13 protein-coding genes are annotated in these 19,625 nt (G+C 35.3%); 7 read left to right on the forward strand and 6 right to left on the reverse strand.

Annotation, left to right across the window (positions count from 1 at the left end):
* Positions 1-6: 6 nt before the first annotated feature.
* The 6 genes from ABID42_RS19640 (at position 7) to ABID42_RS19665 (ending at position 9,720) form a co-directional block, all read left to right on the forward strand.
* On the forward strand, positions 7-2,463 hold the full coding sequence (locus ABID42_RS19640) for a TonB-dependent siderophore receptor (protein WP_367285106.1): 2,457 nt from the start codon (positions 7-9) through the stop codon (positions 2,461-2,463).
* 33 nt (positions 2,464-2,496) lie between these two features.
* A complete protein-coding gene (locus ABID42_RS19645; protein WP_367285107.1) occupies positions 2,497-4,827 on the forward strand; it encodes a TonB-dependent siderophore receptor in 2,331 nt (776 codons plus the stop codon).
* Positions 4,828-4,857: 30 nt separating this feature from the next.
* Positions 4,858-7,179, forward strand: a complete 2,322-nt coding sequence (locus tag ABID42_RS19650) for a TonB-dependent siderophore receptor (RefSeq protein WP_367285108.1) — start codon at positions 4,858-4,860, stop codon at positions 7,177-7,179.
* A 4-nt stretch (positions 7,180-7,183) separates the two neighbouring features.
* A complete protein-coding gene (locus ABID42_RS19655; RefSeq protein WP_367285109.1) occupies positions 7,184-8,389 on the forward strand; it encodes a PepSY-associated TM helix domain-containing protein in 1,206 nt (401 codons plus the stop codon).
* A complete protein-coding gene (locus tag ABID42_RS19660; protein ID WP_367285110.1) occupies positions 8,386-9,324 on the forward strand; it encodes a DUF6607 family protein in 939 nt (312 codons plus the stop codon). The genes ABID42_RS19655 and ABID42_RS19660 overlap by 4 nt, the downstream gene beginning before the upstream one ends.
* Positions 9,325-9,468: 144 nt before the next feature.
* Positions 9,469-9,720: a (2Fe-2S) ferredoxin domain-containing protein gene (locus ABID42_RS19665; protein WP_323689482.1), complete on the forward strand. Its 252-nt coding sequence runs from the start codon at positions 9,469-9,471 to the stop codon at positions 9,718-9,720.
* A 56-nt stretch (positions 9,721-9,776) separates the two neighbouring features.
* Here ABID42_RS19665 and ABID42_RS19670 read toward each other — a convergent pair whose 3' ends face one another.
* From ABID42_RS19670 to ABID42_RS19690, 5 genes are all read right to left on the reverse strand, one after another.
* Complete coding sequence (locus ABID42_RS19670) at positions 9,777-10,304, reverse strand: ferritin (protein ID WP_323689481.1); 528 nt, start codon at positions 10,302-10,304, stop codon at positions 9,777-9,779.
* 91 nt (positions 10,305-10,395) lie between these two features.
* Positions 10,396-10,752 (reverse strand): hypothetical protein, encoded by a 357-nt coding sequence (locus ABID42_RS19675; RefSeq protein WP_323689480.1) that lies wholly within the window; start codon positions 10,750-10,752, stop codon positions 10,396-10,398.
* Between the two features lie 172 nt (positions 10,753-10,924).
* Positions 10,925-13,243 carry an efflux RND transporter permease subunit gene (locus ABID42_RS19680; protein ID WP_367285111.1) on the reverse strand — a complete coding sequence of 773 codons (2,319 nt, stop codon included), beginning with the start codon at positions 13,241-13,243 and terminating at the stop codon, positions 10,925-10,927.
* A 203-nt stretch (positions 13,244-13,446) separates the two neighbouring features.
* Positions 13,447-13,743: a hypothetical protein gene (locus ABID42_RS19685; protein WP_323689478.1), complete on the reverse strand. Its 297-nt coding sequence runs from the start codon at positions 13,741-13,743 to the stop codon at positions 13,447-13,449.
* 183 nt (positions 13,744-13,926) lie between these two features.
* Positions 13,927-14,928: a pectinesterase family protein gene (locus tag ABID42_RS19690; RefSeq protein ID WP_323689477.1), complete on the reverse strand. Its 1,002-nt coding sequence runs from the start codon at positions 14,926-14,928 to the stop codon at positions 13,927-13,929.
* A gap of 310 nt (positions 14,929-15,238) precedes the next feature.
* Between ABID42_RS19690 and ABID42_RS19695 the strand changes: the two genes are divergently transcribed.
* The gene (locus ABID42_RS19695; RefSeq protein ID WP_323689476.1) at positions 15,239-15,490 is read left to right on the forward strand and encodes a hypothetical protein; all 252 of its coding nucleotides are present in this window, start codon (positions 15,239-15,241) and stop codon (positions 15,488-15,490) included.
* Here the strand turns inward: ABID42_RS19695 and ABID42_RS19700 are convergent.
* Positions 15,487-19,281, reverse strand: a complete 3,795-nt coding sequence (locus ABID42_RS19700; protein WP_367285112.1) for a T9SS type A sorting domain-containing protein — start codon at positions 19,279-19,281, stop codon at positions 15,487-15,489. The two genes, ABID42_RS19695 and ABID42_RS19700, sit on opposite strands and share 4 nt — an antisense overlap.
* Positions 19,282-19,625 lie beyond the last annotated feature (344 nt).

A 19,625-nucleotide genomic window follows, 5' to 3' on the forward strand; every position in this document is an offset into this window, starting at 1 on the left:
TCATTCATGAAATTATATTTAACAAGTATTTTTACTTTTCTGAGCTTGTGTGTTTTTGCTCAGAAAAGTACTTTGTCAGGAAGCATTTCTGACACAAAAAATATCAAATTGCCGGGTATTAATGTAATATTGAAAGGTACAAAGTTTGGAACAACGACTAATCAAGATGGTTTTTTCTCAATTGCCAACATCAAAGAAGGCGAATATACTTTACAGCTTTCGGGAATTGGTTATGAAACGATTCTTCAAAAAATAAAAGTTACCTCTGAAAATTCACCGTTAGTGATTCAATTAAATGAATCGCTAACGGAATTACAAACCGTTGAAATTACAGGTAGAAAAGAAACTGAATACAAGAACAATTCAACGTTTATCGGTTCTAAATCGGCAACGGCATTGAAAGATTTACCGCAGTCAATCAGTTATGTTACCAAAGAATTGATTCAAGACCAAGCTGCTTTTCGGGTAAATGATATTGTAAAAAACATGAGTGGTGTAAGTCAGTTTTCATTTTATAATGATTTGACTATCAGAGGACATCGTGTAAGTGGAAACGATAATTATTCGATGTTAGTAAACGGAATGCGTGCTTTTACAAGTTTCTGGAAACAGCAATTGATTCCACATATCGAACGAGTAGAAGTCATCAAGGGCCCATCATCAGCATTATTTGGAAATGCAGCGGCGGGCGGTTCTTTGAATCGTGTAACGAAAAAACCTCTGGACGAAAAACGCCAATCTTTCAATATTTCGATGGGAAGTTTTGCTAATTTCCGTACTACAGCCGACTTTACAGGGCCAATGAACGAAGAGAAAACACTCTTGTATCGTTTGAATTTGGGCTATGAAAATTCTGGTTCATTCCGAGATTTACAATTCGAAAAAAACTATATCATTGCTCCGTCTTTTTCCTTCTTACCCAATAATAAAACCCGTTTAAATTTTGATATTGTTCTACAAAGTGCTGATTCTCGATTAGATAGAGGTCAATCAGTATTGGGAACAGGAGATTTATATTCTACCCCGATTTCTAAATCATTAAACCGTTCAAATGATTATTTGAAAGAAAACGTATATAATGCTACGATTTCCTTAAATCATAAGTTTTCAAATCATGTTAGTTTCAATTCGTCATTCATGCGTACTGCTTATGACGAAGATTTATTGGAACACCGTTCTGCCAATACTTATGCCAAAGATGCGGCAGGAGCATTGATAGATTCGCAGGTTGAAATGCAGGTTTTTATCCGTAAAAGAACCTTCAATGTTGATAATGTTTCTAATTACTTCAACATTGATTTTGACTTAGGACAAACTGCCCATAAGGTAGTTTTGGGTTATGATTATGCCCAAGAAGTATTAGCCGCAGGCGGTTCGCAACTTACGGCGAGAGGTTATAGAAATGCTACTAATACAGGAAGTATCAATACATATGACCCAACGAAAAAAGCTAATTACCTATTAGATGCCAAAGGAAATCCCGTTCCGAATGTTGCTCATTATGATTTAACGGCAGCTAATCCTTACTTTTTGGCGGATATGAGTAAATATTTCTATCAAAGAACAGACTATGCACCAACGTTTTATTCAACGCAAGGCGTGTATTTGCAAGACCAGATTACTTATAAAAAGCTACAAGTACTCTTAGGTTTACGTCAAGATTATTTTACGGATTTAGAAAATTATAAAACAGCTACCGAGAATAAAGTAACTCAAAAAGCTCTTATTCCAAGATTAGGCTTGGTGTATAGCCTAAATAAAAACGTGAATGCTTATGGTACTTTCGTGAAAGGTTATCAGCCACAAACTTCTACAGCACTTTCTAACGTAAATGCTGGCGGTCCTTTCGATCCACTTTACAGTACACTTTATGAAGTTGGTGCAAAATCTGATTGGTTTGATAAGAGATTAACAGCCAATGTTTCAATCTATCAATTAACGGTTGATGGCGCTTTGTACAATGCGGGCGTAAGTGGTCAACCTGATTTATTGACACAAGTAGGACGTGAAGTATCAAAAGGGATAGAATTGGATGTTATCGGACAATTGGCTACCAATTGGAATTTAATCATCAATTATTCCTACAACGACGCCACTTTTACCCAAAGTAAAGACGAAACTTTAATCGGTCGCCAGAAGCCAAATGCACCAAAACACCAAGGAAATATCTGGACAAAATATGTTATCGGAAAAGGAAGTTTAAGCGGACTGGGCATTGGTTTAGGAACAAATTTCGCCACTGAACGTTTGGGTTCAATTGTGGCAGCGAATGCTGAACCACAAGTAATTCCAACATATCAGCTTTTTACAGGAGCAATTTACTATAAGATTGCTAAATGTCAGATTCAATTAAACGCTAACAACTTAACCAATAAAACTTATTGGGTGGGCGGATACGATAAAATCAGAATGTTCCCGGGCGCACCACGCAACTGGATGTTGAGCGTTGGCTATGCTTTTTAATATTTTCCGAAAAACCCAATAAAAAAAATCGAAATGAAATCATATTTTACCATAGTGTTTTTACTCTTTAATGTCATCGCATTTGCTCAAAATGCTACTATCAAAGGAAAAATAAGTACTTCTGATGGCAAACCTGCCGAATTTGTAAATGTACAATTAAACGGAACGAACAAAGGAACAATCTCTAACGAAAACGGAGAATACAAAATTGAACGTATCAAAGCAGGAACATATAAACTAAAAGTAAGTTTGGTTGGACTGGAAACGAAAGAACAACAAATTGAAGTAAAAGCAGGTGAAACGTTAATAATTGATTTTGCCTTAGCTGAAAGTGCGAATCAATTGCAAGAAGTTGTTGTTCAGTCGAATACCAATAAATTTTCGCAAAAAGAAACAGAAAGTGTGGCTAGAATGCCCTTGAAAAACCTAGAAAACTCACAAGTATATAGTGTGGTTGGAAAAGCGTTGATGCAAGAGCAAGTAATTACAGAACGTTCAGATTTATACAGAAATGTTCCAGGAGCTGTGCCAAATTTTTCAGCAGGGGGCTCGCAAGGAATGACAACAAGAGGATTCGCTACAACCGTTGGAATGCGTAACTGTATGATTACCAGTGCCGTTGCTCCGATGAATCCAATTATTTTAGAAAGAGTAGAAGTATTGAAAGGACCTTCGGGGACTTTATTCGGAGGAAATAGAAATGCTACTTTTGGAGGTGTTTTTAACTATGTAACGAAAAAACCATACGACACTTTTGGTGGAGACGTAAGTTTTACGGCAGGAAGTTTTGGTTTTTCAAGAGTAGCCGCAGATGTTAATGTGCCATTGAATGATGAAAAAACGGCACTTTTCAGATTGAACACTGGATGGCAATCGGAGGATTCATTCCAAGACCAAGGTTTTGCTAGAAATTTTACTATCGCTCCAACGATTACCTACCAAGTAAATGACCGCTTAAAATTTACAGTTGACCTTGATATTACTAGAAGTACTTATACGGTGTCAAGTTTTGCCATTGCTTCGCTTGCAAGAGTGAAAGCAAGAAGTTTTGATGAGTTAAAACTTGGATATAATCGTTCGTTGACCAATAATAACGTTGATGTTCAAAACCGTGCGACAAATTTTGGCGGACAAATGGAGTACAAGCTTTCTAAAAATTGGAAATCGGAAACGAAGTTTTTGTTTTCAGAAGGAGCTTACGAACATTTTTATTGGACAACGCTGTCGATGTTAACGGATTCTACCGTGATGCGAACTGTGAGAAACCAAACGCCTGAAACTTTTGGGAATGTACATTTTCAACAAAATTTCATCGGAGATTTTACGCTAGGTTCACTGAAAAATAGAATGGTTGTTGGTGTCGATTATAGTGTGAATTATAATGCACTTAATCGTTCAACGATTACTTATGATACGCTGAATATTAATAAAGCCGTAAAAGATTTTAATGTCTATAAGATTAATGAATTATCAGTAAAAAGAGGTTTTACGACTACCACTTTCAATTCTAAATCTCTTGGAGTATATGCTTCTGATGTTATCAATATTACGCCAGAATTAATGGCAATGTTGAGCTTGCGTGTAGATAGGTACTCAACAAAAGGTGATTATACGCTTTCTACAGGAACATTTAAAGGAGGTTACGAACAAACTTCATTATCTCCAAAAATGGGATTAGTTTATCAGCCATTAAAAGAAAAAGTTGCTCTTTTTGCCAATTATATGAATGGCTTTGTGAATTTAGCACCTGTTAATCAGCCAGATAATACCGTTTTAGTATTGAAGCCTCAATATGCTAATCAATGGGAAACAGGAGTAAAACTTGATTTGGTAAAAAACAAACTGAATGCCTCTATCAGTTATTACGATATTTCTGTAACCAACGCTACTCGTACAGAAGTAATTAATGGTCAGAGTTTTACGCTTCAAAACGGTACGCAGAATAGCAAAGGATGGGACGTAGAACTTATCGCTAACCCAATTTCAGGTTTAAATATCGTTGCGGGTTATGCCAAAAATGAGAATAAATACACCAAAGCATCTGAAGCCTTAAATGGTAAATCGCTAACGGCTAGTCCGAAAGATGTAGCCAATATTTGGGTAAGTTATTATCTCACGAAAGGAGATTTTAGAGGAGTTGGTTTGGGAGTAGGAGGGAATTATGTGGGAGAATCTTGGTTCGAGAGTACCAATGTCTTCGTTATTCCATCTTATACTTTGCTCAATGCCTCTATTTTTTATGACCAACCTAAATACAGATTAGCGCTAAAAGCGAATAACCTACTCGACCAACAATATTGGAGTTCAGCGGGTTCGCCTCAGAAACCATTCAATATTTTAGCAAACCTCATTCTTAAATTCTAAACTTTTATTCTTTAAGAGAAAATAGAAATCATGAAATTATATTTAACCTACCTCTTAACCATCTGTAGCATTTTGTCATTTGGGCAAAATGCTACCATTAAAGGGAAAATAAATACTTCCGATGGCAAACCTGCTGAATTTGTAAACGTACAATTAAACGGAACAAACAAAGGAACAATTGCTAACGAAAACGGAGAATACAAAATTGAACGCATCAAAGCTGGAACGTATAAACTAAAGGTAAGTTTGGTTGGACTTGAAACCAAAGAACAAGAAATTGAAGTAAAAGCTGGGCAAACTTTAGTAGTAAATTTTACTTTAGCTGAAAATGCGAATCAATTACAAGAAGTTGTTGTGCAGTCGAATTCTAATAAATTTTCGCAAAAAGAAACGGATTTTGTAGCTCGTTTGCCTTTGAAAAACCTTGAAAATCCACAGGTTTACACCGTAATTCCTAAAGAATTACTGCAAGAACAAGTAGTAACCAATATTAATGGAGCATTGGCAAATGCGGTGGGAGCTGCTCCCATCAATTATCCTGCTGGTGGTTTTGGAATTACTTCAAGAGGTTTTTCTACGGGAATCAATGCCCGAAATGGAATGGAAACAACTGCTTCTCGCTCATCCGTTGAAATCGGAAATGTTGAACGCATTGAAGTTATCAAAGGTCCATCGGGAACATTGTTTGGAGCGTCCATTTCTTCTTTTGGTGGCGTGGTGAATTTGGTGACAAAGAAACCTTTTGAAACTTTCAAAGGAGATGTTTCTTATACTCTTGGAAGTTTCGGACTTAATCGTGTTACCGCCGATATTAATACGCCTGTGAATGAAGATAAAACGGCTTTGTTAAGAGTAAATACTGTTCTAAACAGACAGTATAGTCATTTAAGTCAAGGACATAATAATACGTTTTTGATTGCCCCAAGTTTTTCTTATCAAATCAATAATCGTTTACGTATTTTGGCGGACATTGAATTTTTGAGCATCAACCAAACTCGTTCTATTTATACTCGAGTCAATAATCCTTCAGGTTATACTAGCCCAGAACAATTTCCGATAGATTACAAGAAAAGCCTTTTCAACGATGATGCCAATGCTGAAACATTTTCTTCTAAATACTTTTTAGAGGCTAATTATAAAATTGCTAGCAATTGGAATTCTTCTACCTTGTTTTCATACGTGACTGAAAATGTAAAGCACAGTTATCAAAACTACCTCACTTGGCTTTCGCCAACTTTGGTAGCCAGAAATGTATTGATTTATGGCCCGATTGCCAATAATTATACCAATTTCCAACAAAACTTTACAGGTACTTTTAATACAGGAAGTATTAGCCATAAAATGTTAGCAGGAGCTAATTACCGCTTTTTTAATGGCACATTCGATTACTCTTTAGTAAGTAACAATGGTTTTATAGATACCGTAAATGTTACCAAAGCCTCAAGTCCACTAACCAAAGCTAAAATTGACCAAGCTATTTTGAATCGTGGTGGAATGGTTCCTTTTGATGTTGCCGACCAAATTACAACCAGTGTTTATGTTTCTGATGTAGTGAATTTAACCGACAGACTCTCTGCAATGTTGAGTTTGAGAATTGATAATTTCAATTATAAAGGAATTCCATCAACGCCCAAATATAACCAAACGGCTTTAGCACCCAAATTAGGATTCGTTTATCAAGTACTGAAAGATAAAGTAGTTGTATTTGGAAATTATATGAGTGGTTTCCAAAACCAAGCGCCTATTAATCAGCCAACGGGCGAGCAATTTGTTCCAAAACCGATTTATGCTGTGCAGTCTGAAGGAGGAATTAAAACAGAATTACTTGATAAAAAACTGAATCTAACATTAAGCTATTATCATATCGCTATTGATGATGCCATTCGTAGAGATGAAAAAGGAGTTTCTTTTCAAGATGCAGAACAGGAAAGTAAAGGTTTAGAATTTGAAATCGTTGCCAATCCGTTTAAGGGATTCAATATTTTCGCAGGCTATGCTTATAACGACAACAGAATTATCAAAGCAACCGATAAAACTACTGAAGGTAAAAAAGTAGCTTCTGCTCCTGAAAATGTAGCCAACTTCTGGCTTAGTTATAAATTCACAGACAAAGCACTTAAAAACCTTGGACTTGGCTTTGGAGGCTATTATGTCGATAAAATGTTTTTCTCAACAGCCAATACTTTCTACTATCCAGCTTATACACTTCTGAATGCAACTGTTTTTTACGATTTACCAAAAGTAAGATTTGGGCTAAAAGTGAATAACCTAACAGACCAGAAAAACTGGGATGCTTATGGTTATGCGCAACCATTAAGGAATTATGCAGTAAGTATGTCTTTCAAATTTTAATAAAATGACCATTAAAAAAATCATTGGACAAGTACACCTCTGGCTCGGATTAGTATCTGGGCTAGTGGTGTTTATATTAGGGGTAACAGGTTGTATTTACTGTTTTGAACAGGAACTTCAAAACTGGTGGAAAGCTGATAAGCTTTATGTTTCGGCACAAAAAAAGCCTCCTTTGCCATTAGATAATCTCCATGCAATTGCTCAAGACCAATTAGGGAAAGAGAAACCCATTACTCGTATTGTTACTCCTGTCGATAAACAAGGAAGTTACCAATTTGTAGCATTCAAATACAACGCTAAAGGTTGGAATTATTTTCAACAATGGGAGTACAACTACACGGTTTATCTGAATCCTTATAACGGAGCAGTATTGGATGTAGAAAACACAAAATATACGCTCTTCCCAATTGTTTTGCGTTTGCACTACGACCTTCTTTTGGGTAAAGTCGGGAAACAAATTGTAGGTTGGAGTACCGTCATGTTTATTGTTTTATTGATTTCTGGTTTAGTCCTTTGGTGGCCTAAAAATAAAGCAGCGCTAAAACAACGTATTCGTTTTGACTGGAAAAAAACGACACAATGGAAGCGTAAAAACTATGATTTACATAACGTTCCAGGCTTTTATAGCTTATTGTTAGCATTATGTGTTTCACTTACTGGGCTTTGGTTTGCTTTCGATTGGTTCAAAGCGACGGTGATTTGGACTGCTAATGGTGGGCATATTCCTGCCAAAGAAGTACCCGTAAATTCTGATACTTTATTGACGGCTCAAACTTCACGCATTTTACAGAAAATATCAGACAAAGCACATCAAACAGTGCCAGCGGGCAAGGTTTTTATGTTTAACCTTCCAGAAAAAGAAAATTCCAAAGGGACGATTCGTGCCAATATTTACCACAACGCCGATAATTATATCAAAAGAAGCTTCTTGACATTCGACCAAAAAAGTGGCGAACTAATCAAAAATAAAGCCTACGACACACAGACAGGCGCAGAAAAATTCACTGCGATGATTTATGATATCCACGTCGGTAAAGTACTTGGGCTTACAGGTATGATATTAGCTTTTATGGCTTCGTTTATTGCCGCTTCATTGCCTGTTACGGGTTTTTACATTTGGTGGGGTCGAAGAAAAAAGGAAAAAAAGCAGTCAAAAACGATTAAACATTCCAAAGAAGTATCACAAAAAGTAATGTCAAAAATATCATGAAAAAACTATTCACCGCTATTGTATTGATGGGAGTATCAATCTTAGCAAATGCTCAAAAATCAGAAGACATCAAGGCAATCAAAGGTCAATGTGGTTGTTTTGATATAAAATTTAGCTACGCCGAAACGTTTGCACCAGAAAAAAGCTATCAATTTCACGACCGTTATGTAACAGGTGGAAGAGAATGGGTTTTTGTAGATGAAGAAAGCAAAGATAAATTAGTGTTGATGCACTTACTAGTCATTAATGACACAATGGTGATAAAACACTGGCGTGAAGATTGGCAGTATGAAAACACAGATTTATTGGCTTTTGATAAAGGAATGACTTGGAAAGCAACACAATTGCCTAAAAACCAAGTAAAAGGACAATGGACGCAATCTGTTTTTGAAGTAAATGATATGCCACGTTATGAAGGTACGGCTTCGTGGATTCATAAAGATGGCAAGCATCTTTGGGCAAATATTACAGATGCGCCACTTCCAAGAAGAGAATATACTAAACGCTCTGATTATCAAGTATTAAGAAGAAATAATCGTATTCATGTTACGCCTGCGGGTTATTTGCACGAACAAGATAACGATAAAGTAATTCGTGATGCTTCGGGCGATAAATTATTGGCTCAAGAAAAAGGATTGAATGATTATCAAAAAGTAGATGATGCTAAATGTAAACAAGCCATTGATTTTTGGGCAAAAAACAGAGAGTACTGGGTAGATGTACGTGCCGTTTGGGGGCAATTGATTGCCCAAAACAAAGGTATAAGCCTAAAAGCAAAGTCAGAAGATGGAAAAATGTTGTGGAAAGAATTAGATGATTTAGTAGAAGGATTCAAGAAAAAAGAAGTAAAAAATGCTGCTCAACGCCAAACAGAAATTCGTTCGTTAATTAATAAATATCTGATTAATAGCGATTTGTATTCTTTTAAAAATTAGCTTTTAAGAAGAAAGATTTTAGAGAAAAGATACAAGACGAATGATAAATTCAAGTCCTAATTCCTGATTGGAAATAAAAGGCAAATTGAAATACGAAATAGATATATCAATGTATATTTGTTTCGTATTTTAATTGATAAAGAGATGAGCTTCCCAGAAAAAACAATTTTTGTATGCGATGGAAAAAAATGCGGCAAGCATAAAGATGTCCGAAAATTTTTGAAGGAGTCTATCAAAAAGCATGGTATGGATGATACTGTCGGTATCGTCAAAATAGAATGTACCGATCATTGCAAGCATGCTCCGGTGATGTGTTTTCAACCCAGTAATCAATGGTTTACTGAGGTTTCGATATGGCAAGCAGATAAACTTTTTAAGGAAATAATTTTAAGCTAAAGCAAAAAGGGCTTTCTGAATTACTCAGAAAGCCCTTTTTCATTATAATGATTTTATTACTCGTCGCTACCAATTTTTGCGATTTCTTTATCCAGAACAAATTTCCCTGTTGGGCTTTCTGAATCAATCAAATCAAACAATTCTAAGGCTCTGCGAGCATTCTTTTCTTCTTCTCTTTGTTCAGTTACAAACCACATCATAAAATCTTCCGTAGCATAATCGTTTACTTCACGGGCTTTTGCTACAATTTTATTGATTGAAATGGTTACTGCAATTTCACTTTGTAAAGCGATTTCAAAAACACTTTTTAAAGAAGCGAATTCTTGCGCTACTTCATCAATCACGGGTGTAATAGCAGTTCCGCCTACTTCTGTGATATATTTAAAAATCTTAAGGAAGTGTTCTCTTTCTTCTTCAGCTTGTTTGTAAAGATATTCAGCAGACTTTGCATATCCATTTCTATCTAGCCACGAAGCCATCGCTAAATATCTTTGAGAAGCCTCAGCTTCTATCTTGCACTGAGCATTTAATGCTATTTCGATTTCTTCTTTAAGAGAAGTACGGAGTCTTAATAAATCTTTCATGTTGTTTCTCTTTTTTATATAGGTCAAATTACTAAAAAAGGAAATAGAAAGCTTTGGTATTGAAGAAAAATGCTTAGAATTTGTACTAAGTCTAAACAACCTCGAAGTCTCCCAATACCTCGTGCAACATCGAATACATTTCAAGTGCGAATCTTGCTCCATCAAGCAATTCTCTTAATTGAACAATATCACATAAAGTTAATTTAAGCGAAAGTTGATTTTGAGGAAACTCAAGAATCTCAAAGTCATATTGATCTGAAATGTTAAAAATCATTTCATGAATATTAACCGCTTGAACTTTTCTTCTGAAAGCTAAAAAATCTTGAATTTTAAAAGCAAAGGTCAATTCTTTAAAATTCAAATAAATTTTATCCGATAAATCGCATTGCAACACACTTCCCTTTTGGGTTGTGAATAATTCATGTTGGTAAGTACTCGAAAATAACATTGATTCTCATTTTTTATCTTCCTCAAAATTAAGCTTCAAAAAGAATTAAATCAAGCATTATTTGAAATAAGTCTAAATAAAATTTAACAAAGGCAATATTTTAAATGAAAAACAGCTAAAATGCCTTATTTTGACATATAACTAATTACGTTCTAGTACTTTACTCTTTTAACTAAACCGTTTTCTTTTTTTGTTGATAGTCTGCAATCGTTAGTAATAATGATGGCAATAAAATCAGATTAGTAACCATCGCAACCAATAAAGTAATTGAAACCATTACGCCCATTGCCGCAGTACCACCAAAACTTGAAACCGCAAAAATTGAAAACCCACAGAAAAGAATAATGGCGGTATAAACCATGCTTAAACCCGTGCCGAAAATACTGTTGGTGATGGCTTGCGAAACGCTATGACCTCTTTCGTATAATTCCTGACGATACCTTGTTAGGAAGTAAACTGTTCCGTCGGAAGCAATTCCGAAAGTAATGCTAAATACAAGAATGGTAGATGGTTTAAAGTGTATATCCCAGAAACCCATCAAACCCGCTGTTAATGCCAAAGGAATTAAACAAGGAAGTTTTGAAAGAATAATTACTGGAATAGAACGGAAGAGAGCCATACCAACAATGGCAATCAAACCGATGGCAATCAGTAAACTTTCGTAAAGATTTGAAAGTAAGTAATCGTTACTTTTCAAGAAAACCAAACTGTGTCCTGTTAAACTTACTTTGTATTCTTTTGGGTCGAATATTTCATCTACTTGTGGGCGAATTTCGTCTATTAATTCTTTAATACGAACAGAACCCACATCAGCCATTTGGAAACTGATACGAGTAACGCTTTTATCTTCATTTAAAAACGACTTGAATTGTTTTGAAGAAGCGCCACCATTTTGTACATATTCCGTCAATTTAGAAAGTTCCAATACGTTCGGCAATACAAAATACTTAGCATCGCCACCACGATATGATTGATATAAAAATCTAGTTGCTTCAACAATTGATAATGGTTTTGAGAATTCCTTATAGGCTCTCATTTTGTTTTGTAAAGCCTTGATTTTGTATAAAGTACGAGCCTGATCTGCAAAAACTCCATTTGGCTTTTTGGTATCAATCATGATTTCGAAAGGCAAAACACCATTGAAATTTTTCTCGAAAAATCTTAAATCCGTGTAGATTGGGTCATTTTTGGGTAAATCATCAACCACGTAACCAATCACTTGTACTTTCGTGATGCCATAAGCCGAAATGAGAACCACAACCAAAACCACAGAATAAATGGCTTTTCGTTGATGATGTACCAAGTAATTGATTTTTGCTAGAAAATTATTAATCCATTTTACTTCTAAATGTTTTAAATGACGAGCCTTTGGCAAGCCCATATAAAACAGCGCAATCGGAATTAATAGAATACAAAGCAGATAAGTAATCATGACATTGAGTGCAGCAATGACACCAAATTCAACTAAAAGGCTACTGTTGGTAAAGTAAAAAACGCCGAAACCAATGGCTGTGGTGACATTCGCCAAGAAAGTAGAAAGCCCAATGCCAGTAATCATATTTTTCAACGCCAGCTCTTTATTGCCATGCTGAATTAATTCTGCTTGGTATTTATTAATCAAGAAAATGGCATTTGGTACTCCAATTACAACTAATAATGGTGGAATTAATCCTGTCAGAATTGTGATTTTATAGCCAATTAATTGAAGCGTTCCCAGTGAAAAAATCACACCAACCAATACCACAACGATTGAAATAAGCGTAAAGCGCACTGAGCGGAAGAAGAACCAGAGAATAACACCTGTAATCAAAATGGCTAAACCCATAAACAGTTTCATTTCCTTCGAAACCTTTAGCATTGTAGCGGTACGGATAAAAGGCATACCCGAAAAGTGTAATTCGGTCTGATTTTTAATGGAGTAATCTGTCGCCAGTTTTTTTATCTGATTCACAATGGCAATTCTATTGGCTGAATTCAATGTTTTTTCATTGAAAGTAATTGCCATCAAAGCCGTATTGCTTTCTTGATTAATTACCTTTCCGTCATAAAATTTCAAGGCTAAAACCTTTTGCTGAATAGAATCTAATTGTACTTGAGAAATAGAAGTATTACCATGAATTGGTACAACTTCAAATTTTTTGAGGGCATCATTTCGCTTTAATTCGTATAGATTAGCAATCGAAATAATGTTTTTGATACCTTCTAATTGTTTAATATCTTCTGTTAGCTTAACCAGATTTTGATACTTTTCTAATTCGAAAAGCTTTGGCGACTGCCAGCCGATTACCATGATACTGCCGTCTTCACCAAAAGTTTTACGAAAATCTTGGTACTCTTTTTCGATAGGGTCGTAGGCGGGAAGAATCCTAGCAATTTCATAAGAAAGCTCAATTCTGCTAGCTTCATAACCCATAAAAATCGTTGAACTGAGAATAATTCCTATCCAGAGTATGCGATATTGGATGATTAATTTGGCAATTGTATTCCACATAATGATATGATTTTGGAATCCTGATGTAGCGACAAAAGGATTATTTCCTGAATAAACAATCAGGAATCAGTAAGGATATTGCCTTTCATTTTTAGATTTTTCTAATAAATGGAAAGCGATAAATTGATAAAACTAGTGATTGAATAACGTAAAATCATCAAAAACTTTGTAAAGCTTTTGTGAAATTGTTTTCAAGAAGAAATTCAAGGGGCATTTTTAGCGATAAAATGCTCAAATAAAATCTGATAAAAATATCGTTTAAAATGAGAGGGCGTTTCAAACTGGAATGCTAAAGGATTGGTATTTTGAATGCAAGAAAGGATTGATAACGTTTCGGGCTGCTCGTCTGTAGCGTTTAAGTCTATAAATACTCTAATATTTGAGCCAAGGGTTTGTTGTTCGCTAGGACTTTCAATTTTGCATTTGTGTTTGCCAAAATACTGTGCCTGTTTTACCGAAAGAGTTCTTCCATAAACAGAAAACACCAATATTTGACACATCAATAATGTGCTAAATAACCGTATTATGAAAGATTTTTTTTGCATATCAGAATGCAAAAATAGGGTGTTTTTTGTTAGAAAGAAAGATTTTTAACAAGAAGAGGCTAGAGCTGAGGAACAAGAAAAAAGCCCTGCATCAGAATGATACAAGGCTGAATTACAAATTGAAAGCAAAGAGGGTTCTTAAACTTTTGTTTTAACCAGTTTTGAAAGTCCTTTTGTCGCTTTCCACTGGTCATTTCCTCCAAGTACGTTTTGTACTGTATATTTCTTGAGGTCTGATTTCTCTAATTGTTTCGACCATTGTACTCTTGCTTGCGAAATTCCACCAACTTCTTTTGAATGATACTCTGCATAAAAAGCAGTTTTTTCGGCATTTACTTTATGCCAATTGTGCCATCCTTCTGGCTTAATGATGTTCGACATTTCGCAACATAAAAATACAGTTTTGGCATAATCTCGCCACGGTCTTCCTAAATAATAAGTAGCGGCTGGGGCGCTTCCCGTTAAAGTACAACGGTTAAAAACAAAACCATGAGATTGATTCTCTGGTGTTGAGGCAGCCGTAAAAAAACCTGCATCTAATTTACCATTTAATTGGCAATGGTCAAAATAAGCAATTGCCCAACCAAAAATAAAATCGACAGTTCCTTCAATATAACAGTTTTTATAATACTGTCGAGTACCAGCACGCTTAGGATATAATGTATCTTGAAATCCTAGAAAGCGACAATTGATAAAACGAGCCTTATCGCCATCAACCAACATCGCTACTGCTTGTCCTACAGGACCAGCACCATTTGCAAAAGTAATGTTTACGGCAGTAAAATCATCTGCAACAATTCTTGCCGATGCAGAAGTGGTAGTACTTATTTTTATGCCGTTTTTCCCTAATTTCCCAGAATAATCATCGAAAGTTAAAATGGTACCAGAGGCATTTTCTCCGACGAGCGTCACCATATTTTTGGTAGAATCTAGTACGACTTTTTCCTTATAAGTGCCGTTTTTAACAAAGATAAAAACAGGGCTATTATTGTTAAGAGGAATAGCATCAAAAGCTTCTTGGATACTTTTAAAATCTCCGCTACCATCTTTCGCCACCGTTATTTGTTTAGCTGGTGAAGCCAATAAATCCATACTTAGCATACAGCATAAGTAAAGGAAAAAGTATTTTAATTTTGACATGGTATTTGTCTATTCAATATCAGGAACAGTTTTGGCTAAATCAAGCCAAAATGCGCCCTTATTTAATGTTTAGTAATTGTTTTTGGTTAAGTAATCTTTAGTTTTGCAAAATTATATAAACTTATCAACAAAAAATATGATTTTAATTGTCTTTTTTGTAAAATATTACTAAGAAATGAAGTTTTTTGATGGAAGAGAACCATCAGTAATGGGTTTAAAACAAAAGAAGACTTCCAATTAAATAGAAGTCTTCCTTTATTGAATATGAATGATTTTGCTTAAATTGTAATTGCTTAAATACTAAAAGGTTATGGCTGAATCAATTTATTTTAAGGATATATTTTTATCCACAATTTACGATGCTAAAAGTAAAAGAATAAGAGTACGCCCAAAAGAAGGTCAAAAAGTTCCAGTTTTGTGGGTGAGCTGTTCCCGAAAACAACGTAGCCAAATGCAATTAGGAACGGTTTTCAGAACAGATGTAAAATTAATTAATACAGGAAAAAGAAAACCATACTTAGCTGCCACTAAAAAAATTATAGGGCAGCTAAGTTTATTCTAATTTGTTTTAATGATTTTTTTCACCATTTGATCTTTTCCTTGAACCACTTCTATTGCATAACTTCCAACAGGTAAGTCACTAAGGCTTATTTTTTGAGAGAATTTTACGCCAGTTTTTTCATAAACATCTTGAATCATTACTCTGCCTAGTGTTAAGTCGCTTACTTTTACTTCTAAATTTTCTGTGCTTTCGTTTTCAAGGGTTAATAATACATAATCAGTTGTTGGATTAGGATATGTATTTAATGATGTTAACGCTGGCATTTCATTACTTAACTTTTCTGTACTAGCAAGGCTAAACATTTCTTTAGTAGGAGTAACGCTTCCCGTTTTAACTGTTGCAGTTTCTGTTCCTGTTGGTATCAAGAAAATTGGCGTTTCTGTAACATTTAATGTAAATGCTCCTGCATTACCACTAAGAGCTGAAACACTCATAGAGTCTGCGCCTACTTTTGGGGTATATAAATTTGCTTTAGAAACATTTCCAAGATTCAACGTATAGCTTCCTGTACGACCTTTTTCATCTGGAATAAATAAGACATAAGCAGATTTACCATTTAATTCGTAACGGTCAACCATTGGGTCTTGAGAAATCGTTTCTTTATATACATATTCACCCATCAATTTATTTGTTTGATATAGATAATCTGCTGCAGGTCTGCGAGTTTTATCTTGATTAATTAAACCAGATGAGCTAAAGTGTATCGGATTGTCGAAGCCATCATCATAAATTTCATAAAAGAAAGTTTTTGATACTCCTAAACGATTATACATTAATGATGATCTTAAAGTCCAATCTGCTTGTGTAACATATTCAGATTTATTGCCAATTGGAATCGCTTTCAAGGCACTTCCTTGGTTAAGGTCATAACCTAATTCTGAAATCCAAACAGGCATATCATAAGCATAATCATGAGCCATTTGAACAAAATCTTTTGCTGTTTGTCCAGCTTTTGATACTTCTGGTGCCGCACCACGACTAGATGTTCCGCTTTGGCTTGAATTGGCATCATCTGAATAAAGATGATAATTGATTACGTCCCAGCATAAATCAACAGTTCCATCAGCTTTATAACCTCTGAATTCTTTACACCAATCAATCATTCCTCTTACATAATCAGTTGATGCAGAGGCTAATCCAGCCATTACAATCTTCATATTAGGGTCAGCATTTTTAGCACCAACACCAGGACCCATTGTGTTTTTATGTCCATCATAGAATGCAGATAAATTTGCTGCATGCTCACGAGCGGTTTGATATGCACTACGTCCTTTCCACCATTTATCACGCTCATTACCACATTCCATATATTTTACTACTCCTAAACCTACTTTAATAGTATTTACACGGTCGAAAGTCCAACGTGGTTTGTCATAAACACTTAAAAGAGTTCTATCAACATTAGGGTTGCTTCCATAGCGAGCGGCATATTGAAACGCAACACGAGCTTGCTCAATATAAGAAGCAGGGTCAGTGATAGATTTTCCGTATTTAACAGGAGTAACATTGCGATCTCTTTGAGCCTCTGGATACGTATTTACAAGCCAGTCTGGAGCTGTTTGGATACAAGCCAATACTTCAATTCCTTGTTTTTTACAACGTTCATACACTTTGTCGTAATCCCAGCCACCATTGAATGTAGGGTTGAAAGTATAACTTCCTTCACGAGCTTCTAATTTATCCCAGTCTAAATAATGACGGAATCCTGTGAAAGATTTAACTGCATTGAATTTTGTTTCGTCGATTTCATCAGCATCAAATGGGTTGTAAAAATCCCATTCGAAACCATTTGCACCAAACCCATCTCTCATTTTAACGGTGTTGTGTGCAACAGTTACTGGCTTTGTACTTGGTGTATGTGTACCATATAATTCCATTTCAGTTGGATATTGTCCATGAGTATTGATAACCAAATATCTAATCTTTCCAGTTGGAGGGGTTGCTAATACAAATGAACTTGGATTAGCAGGGTCTGGTCCAACCCATGTATTGTAGGCTTCTCCTGTGAATTTGGCAACTGGAATTCTTTCCCATTTATCTGTAATGATAGAAAGCGTCATAGGGTCATTTGTAAAAATCCCTTGACCATCGTAAAAACGAATGCTCTCTAATGTGATTTGCTCATCGTCAAGAAGTGGATAGTAGGCATCGTAATTTGTCAATACTTTTACCCAACTTTGTTCAACGGTAGTTGTTAAATCGCCATCAACTAATTCTTTTAAACCTCTTCCAATTGTGTTAAGTTCATACCAACGTTTAGGGTCGATTGTAATTTTTGTACCTTTCACAACAGGAGTAGGTGTAGGCGTTGGAGTAACCACAACTGGATCAGGTTCAGGCGTTACAACTGGTTCTTCTGGTACTGATACAGCAGGAGTTGTGGCCGCTAAACCATAAACATATACTTTTTGCGGAATATCATTTCCATATTTACGAACAATAATGGCATCAGCATCGAATGGGCTTGCCACTACAATATCTACAAATGTTTTATAAGTAAGTCCTTCAAAAGTACCGAGTAATACTTTATTCGCACCATCTAAAGCATAAAGAGAAACAGGATGCTCTGTAAAAGTTCCTTCTGTATCATACAAAGATAATTTTGTGATTTTACTGCGTTTTTCTAGTGTCAGTTTAACATCAACCCATTTATTGTTATTACTTCCCCAAGCACTTTCAACGTAATTGTTTAAATCATCATTCAACCAAGGAGTAAAGTCTTGTCCTGTATTTTCGCTAGGTTTTACAGCAATGATTTTAATGCGTTCTGGAATAGCCGTTGGCTCTGTTGGAGTGGGTGCGGGCGTTGGAGTAATCACAACTGGATTAGGCTCAGGTGTTACAACTGGTTCTTCTTGTGTTGATACAGCAGGAGTTGTAGCCGCTAAACCATAAACATATACTTTTTGCGGAATATCATTTCCATACTTACGCACTATAATGGCATCCGCATCAAATGGGCTTGCTACCACAATATCAACAAATGTTTTATAAGTAAGTCCTTCAAAAGTACCTAGTAATGTCTTATTCGTTCCGTCTAAGGCATAAAGAGATACAGGGTGTTCAGTGAAAGACCCTTCTGTATCATACAAAGATAATTTTGTGATTTTACTGCGTTTTTCTAGGGTCAATTTTACATCAACCCATCTATTATTACTACTTCCCCAAGCATTTTCAACGTAATTGTTTAAATCATCATTCAACCAAGGTGTAAAGTCCTGACCTGTTTCCTCGCTTGGTTTTACAGCAGTTATTTTAATGCGTTCTGCCGCAACTGTTGGTGCAACCACAACAACTGGCGCAGGAGTTACAACAGGTTGTGTTGGAACAATAATGGCACTTGTTGGAATACCATAGATTTGAACCTTTTGCGGAATATCATTGGCATATTTATGAATGATGATAGCCTTTGCATCGACAGGAGTATCGAGAATGATGTCAACAAACGAATTATATGTTAGCCCTTTAAAAAGACCTAAGAGTACTTTGTTTGTGCCATCTGTAGCATAAATTGATACGGGAGTATTTTCAAAAGTTCCTTGCGCATCGTATAAAGATATTTTAGAAACTTTACATGACCTTTCTAATGAAAGCGTTACATCAACCCATTTGAAATTTCCTGTCCAAGCACTTTGTACTTGATCATTCAAGTCATCATTTAGCCATGGGCTATAATCTTGTCCTGTATTTTCGCTAGGAGTGATAGAAGCAATTTTGATTCTTTCAATACTTTGGCTAAAACCTAGAAGTGGAGCTAGGTATATTAAGATAAAAAGTAAGCGTTTTTCCATTGTTTATTGGCGGTTAAAAATGGAGTGAATAAAAAAGTAAAAAATAAGACAATTTCAATGTTATTTATAAAATTTTCAATTTGTTTTGAAGCAAACGAAGAATTTGTTATCCCAAGTTAAGAAATTAAGTTGGCTATTTCTGTAAAATATTAAAAAATAATTAAAATTTATTTTCCTATTTCAGCTTTTATTTACTCGTTTCGACGTAAAAAAATTGAGAAGATAGCGTTGATTGAAAATATACTTGTATTCATAACTTTTATTCTTCAAAAGTTGTTTTTACAAAATTTTCATCAAGTTTTGTGTGTTTTCATAAAATATACGAGAACAACAAGTGTATAGTC

It is taken from the genome of Arcicella rosea (assembly GCF_040543805.1).
In the GTDB taxonomy this organism is placed as follows: domain Bacteria; phylum Bacteroidota; class Bacteroidia; order Cytophagales; family Spirosomataceae; genus Arcicella; species Arcicella rosea.

Bases quoted from the DNA above. Each gene is read 5' to 3' on its own strand.
- ABID42_RS19640 (WP_367285106.1), top strand. From the start codon at position 7: ATGAAATTATATTTAACAAGTATTTTTACTTTTCTGAGCTTGTGTGTT.
- ABID42_RS19645 (WP_367285107.1), top strand. From the start codon at position 2,497: ATGAAATCATATTTTACCATAGTGTTTTTACTCTTTAATGTCATCGCA.
- ABID42_RS19650 (WP_367285108.1), top strand. From the start codon at position 4,858: ATGAAATTATATTTAACCTACCTCTTAACCATCTGTAGCATTTTGTCA.
- ABID42_RS19655 (WP_367285109.1), top strand. From the start codon at position 7,184: ATGACCATTAAAAAAATCATTGGACAAGTACACCTCTGGCTCGGATTA.
- ABID42_RS19660 (WP_367285110.1), top strand. From the start codon at position 8,386: ATGAAAAAACTATTCACCGCTATTGTATTGATGGGAGTATCAATCTTA.
- ABID42_RS19665 (WP_323689482.1), top strand. From the start codon at position 9,469: ATGAGCTTCCCAGAAAAAACAATTTTTGTATGCGATGGAAAAAAATGC.
- ABID42_RS19670 (WP_323689481.1), bottom strand. From the start codon at position 10,304: ATGAAAGATTTATTAAGACTCCGTACTTCTCTTAAAGAAGAAATCGAA.
- ABID42_RS19675 (WP_323689480.1), bottom strand. From the start codon at position 10,752: ATGTTATTTTCGAGTACTTACCAACATGAATTATTCACAACCCAAAAG.
- ABID42_RS19680 (WP_367285111.1), bottom strand. From the start codon at position 13,243: ATGTGGAATACAATTGCCAAATTAATCATCCAATATCGCATACTCTGG.
- ABID42_RS19685 (WP_323689478.1), bottom strand. From the start codon at position 13,743: ATGTGTCAAATATTGGTGTTTTCTGTTTATGGAAGAACTCTTTCGGTA.
- ABID42_RS19690 (WP_323689477.1), bottom strand. From the start codon at position 14,928: ATGTCAAAATTAAAATACTTTTTCCTTTACTTATGCTGTATGCTAAGT.
- ABID42_RS19695 (WP_323689476.1), top strand. From the start codon at position 15,239: ATGGCTGAATCAATTTATTTTAAGGATATATTTTTATCCACAATTTAC.
- ABID42_RS19700 (WP_367285112.1), bottom strand. From the start codon at position 19,281: ATGGAAAAACGCTTACTTTTTATCTTAATATACCTAGCTCCACTTCTA.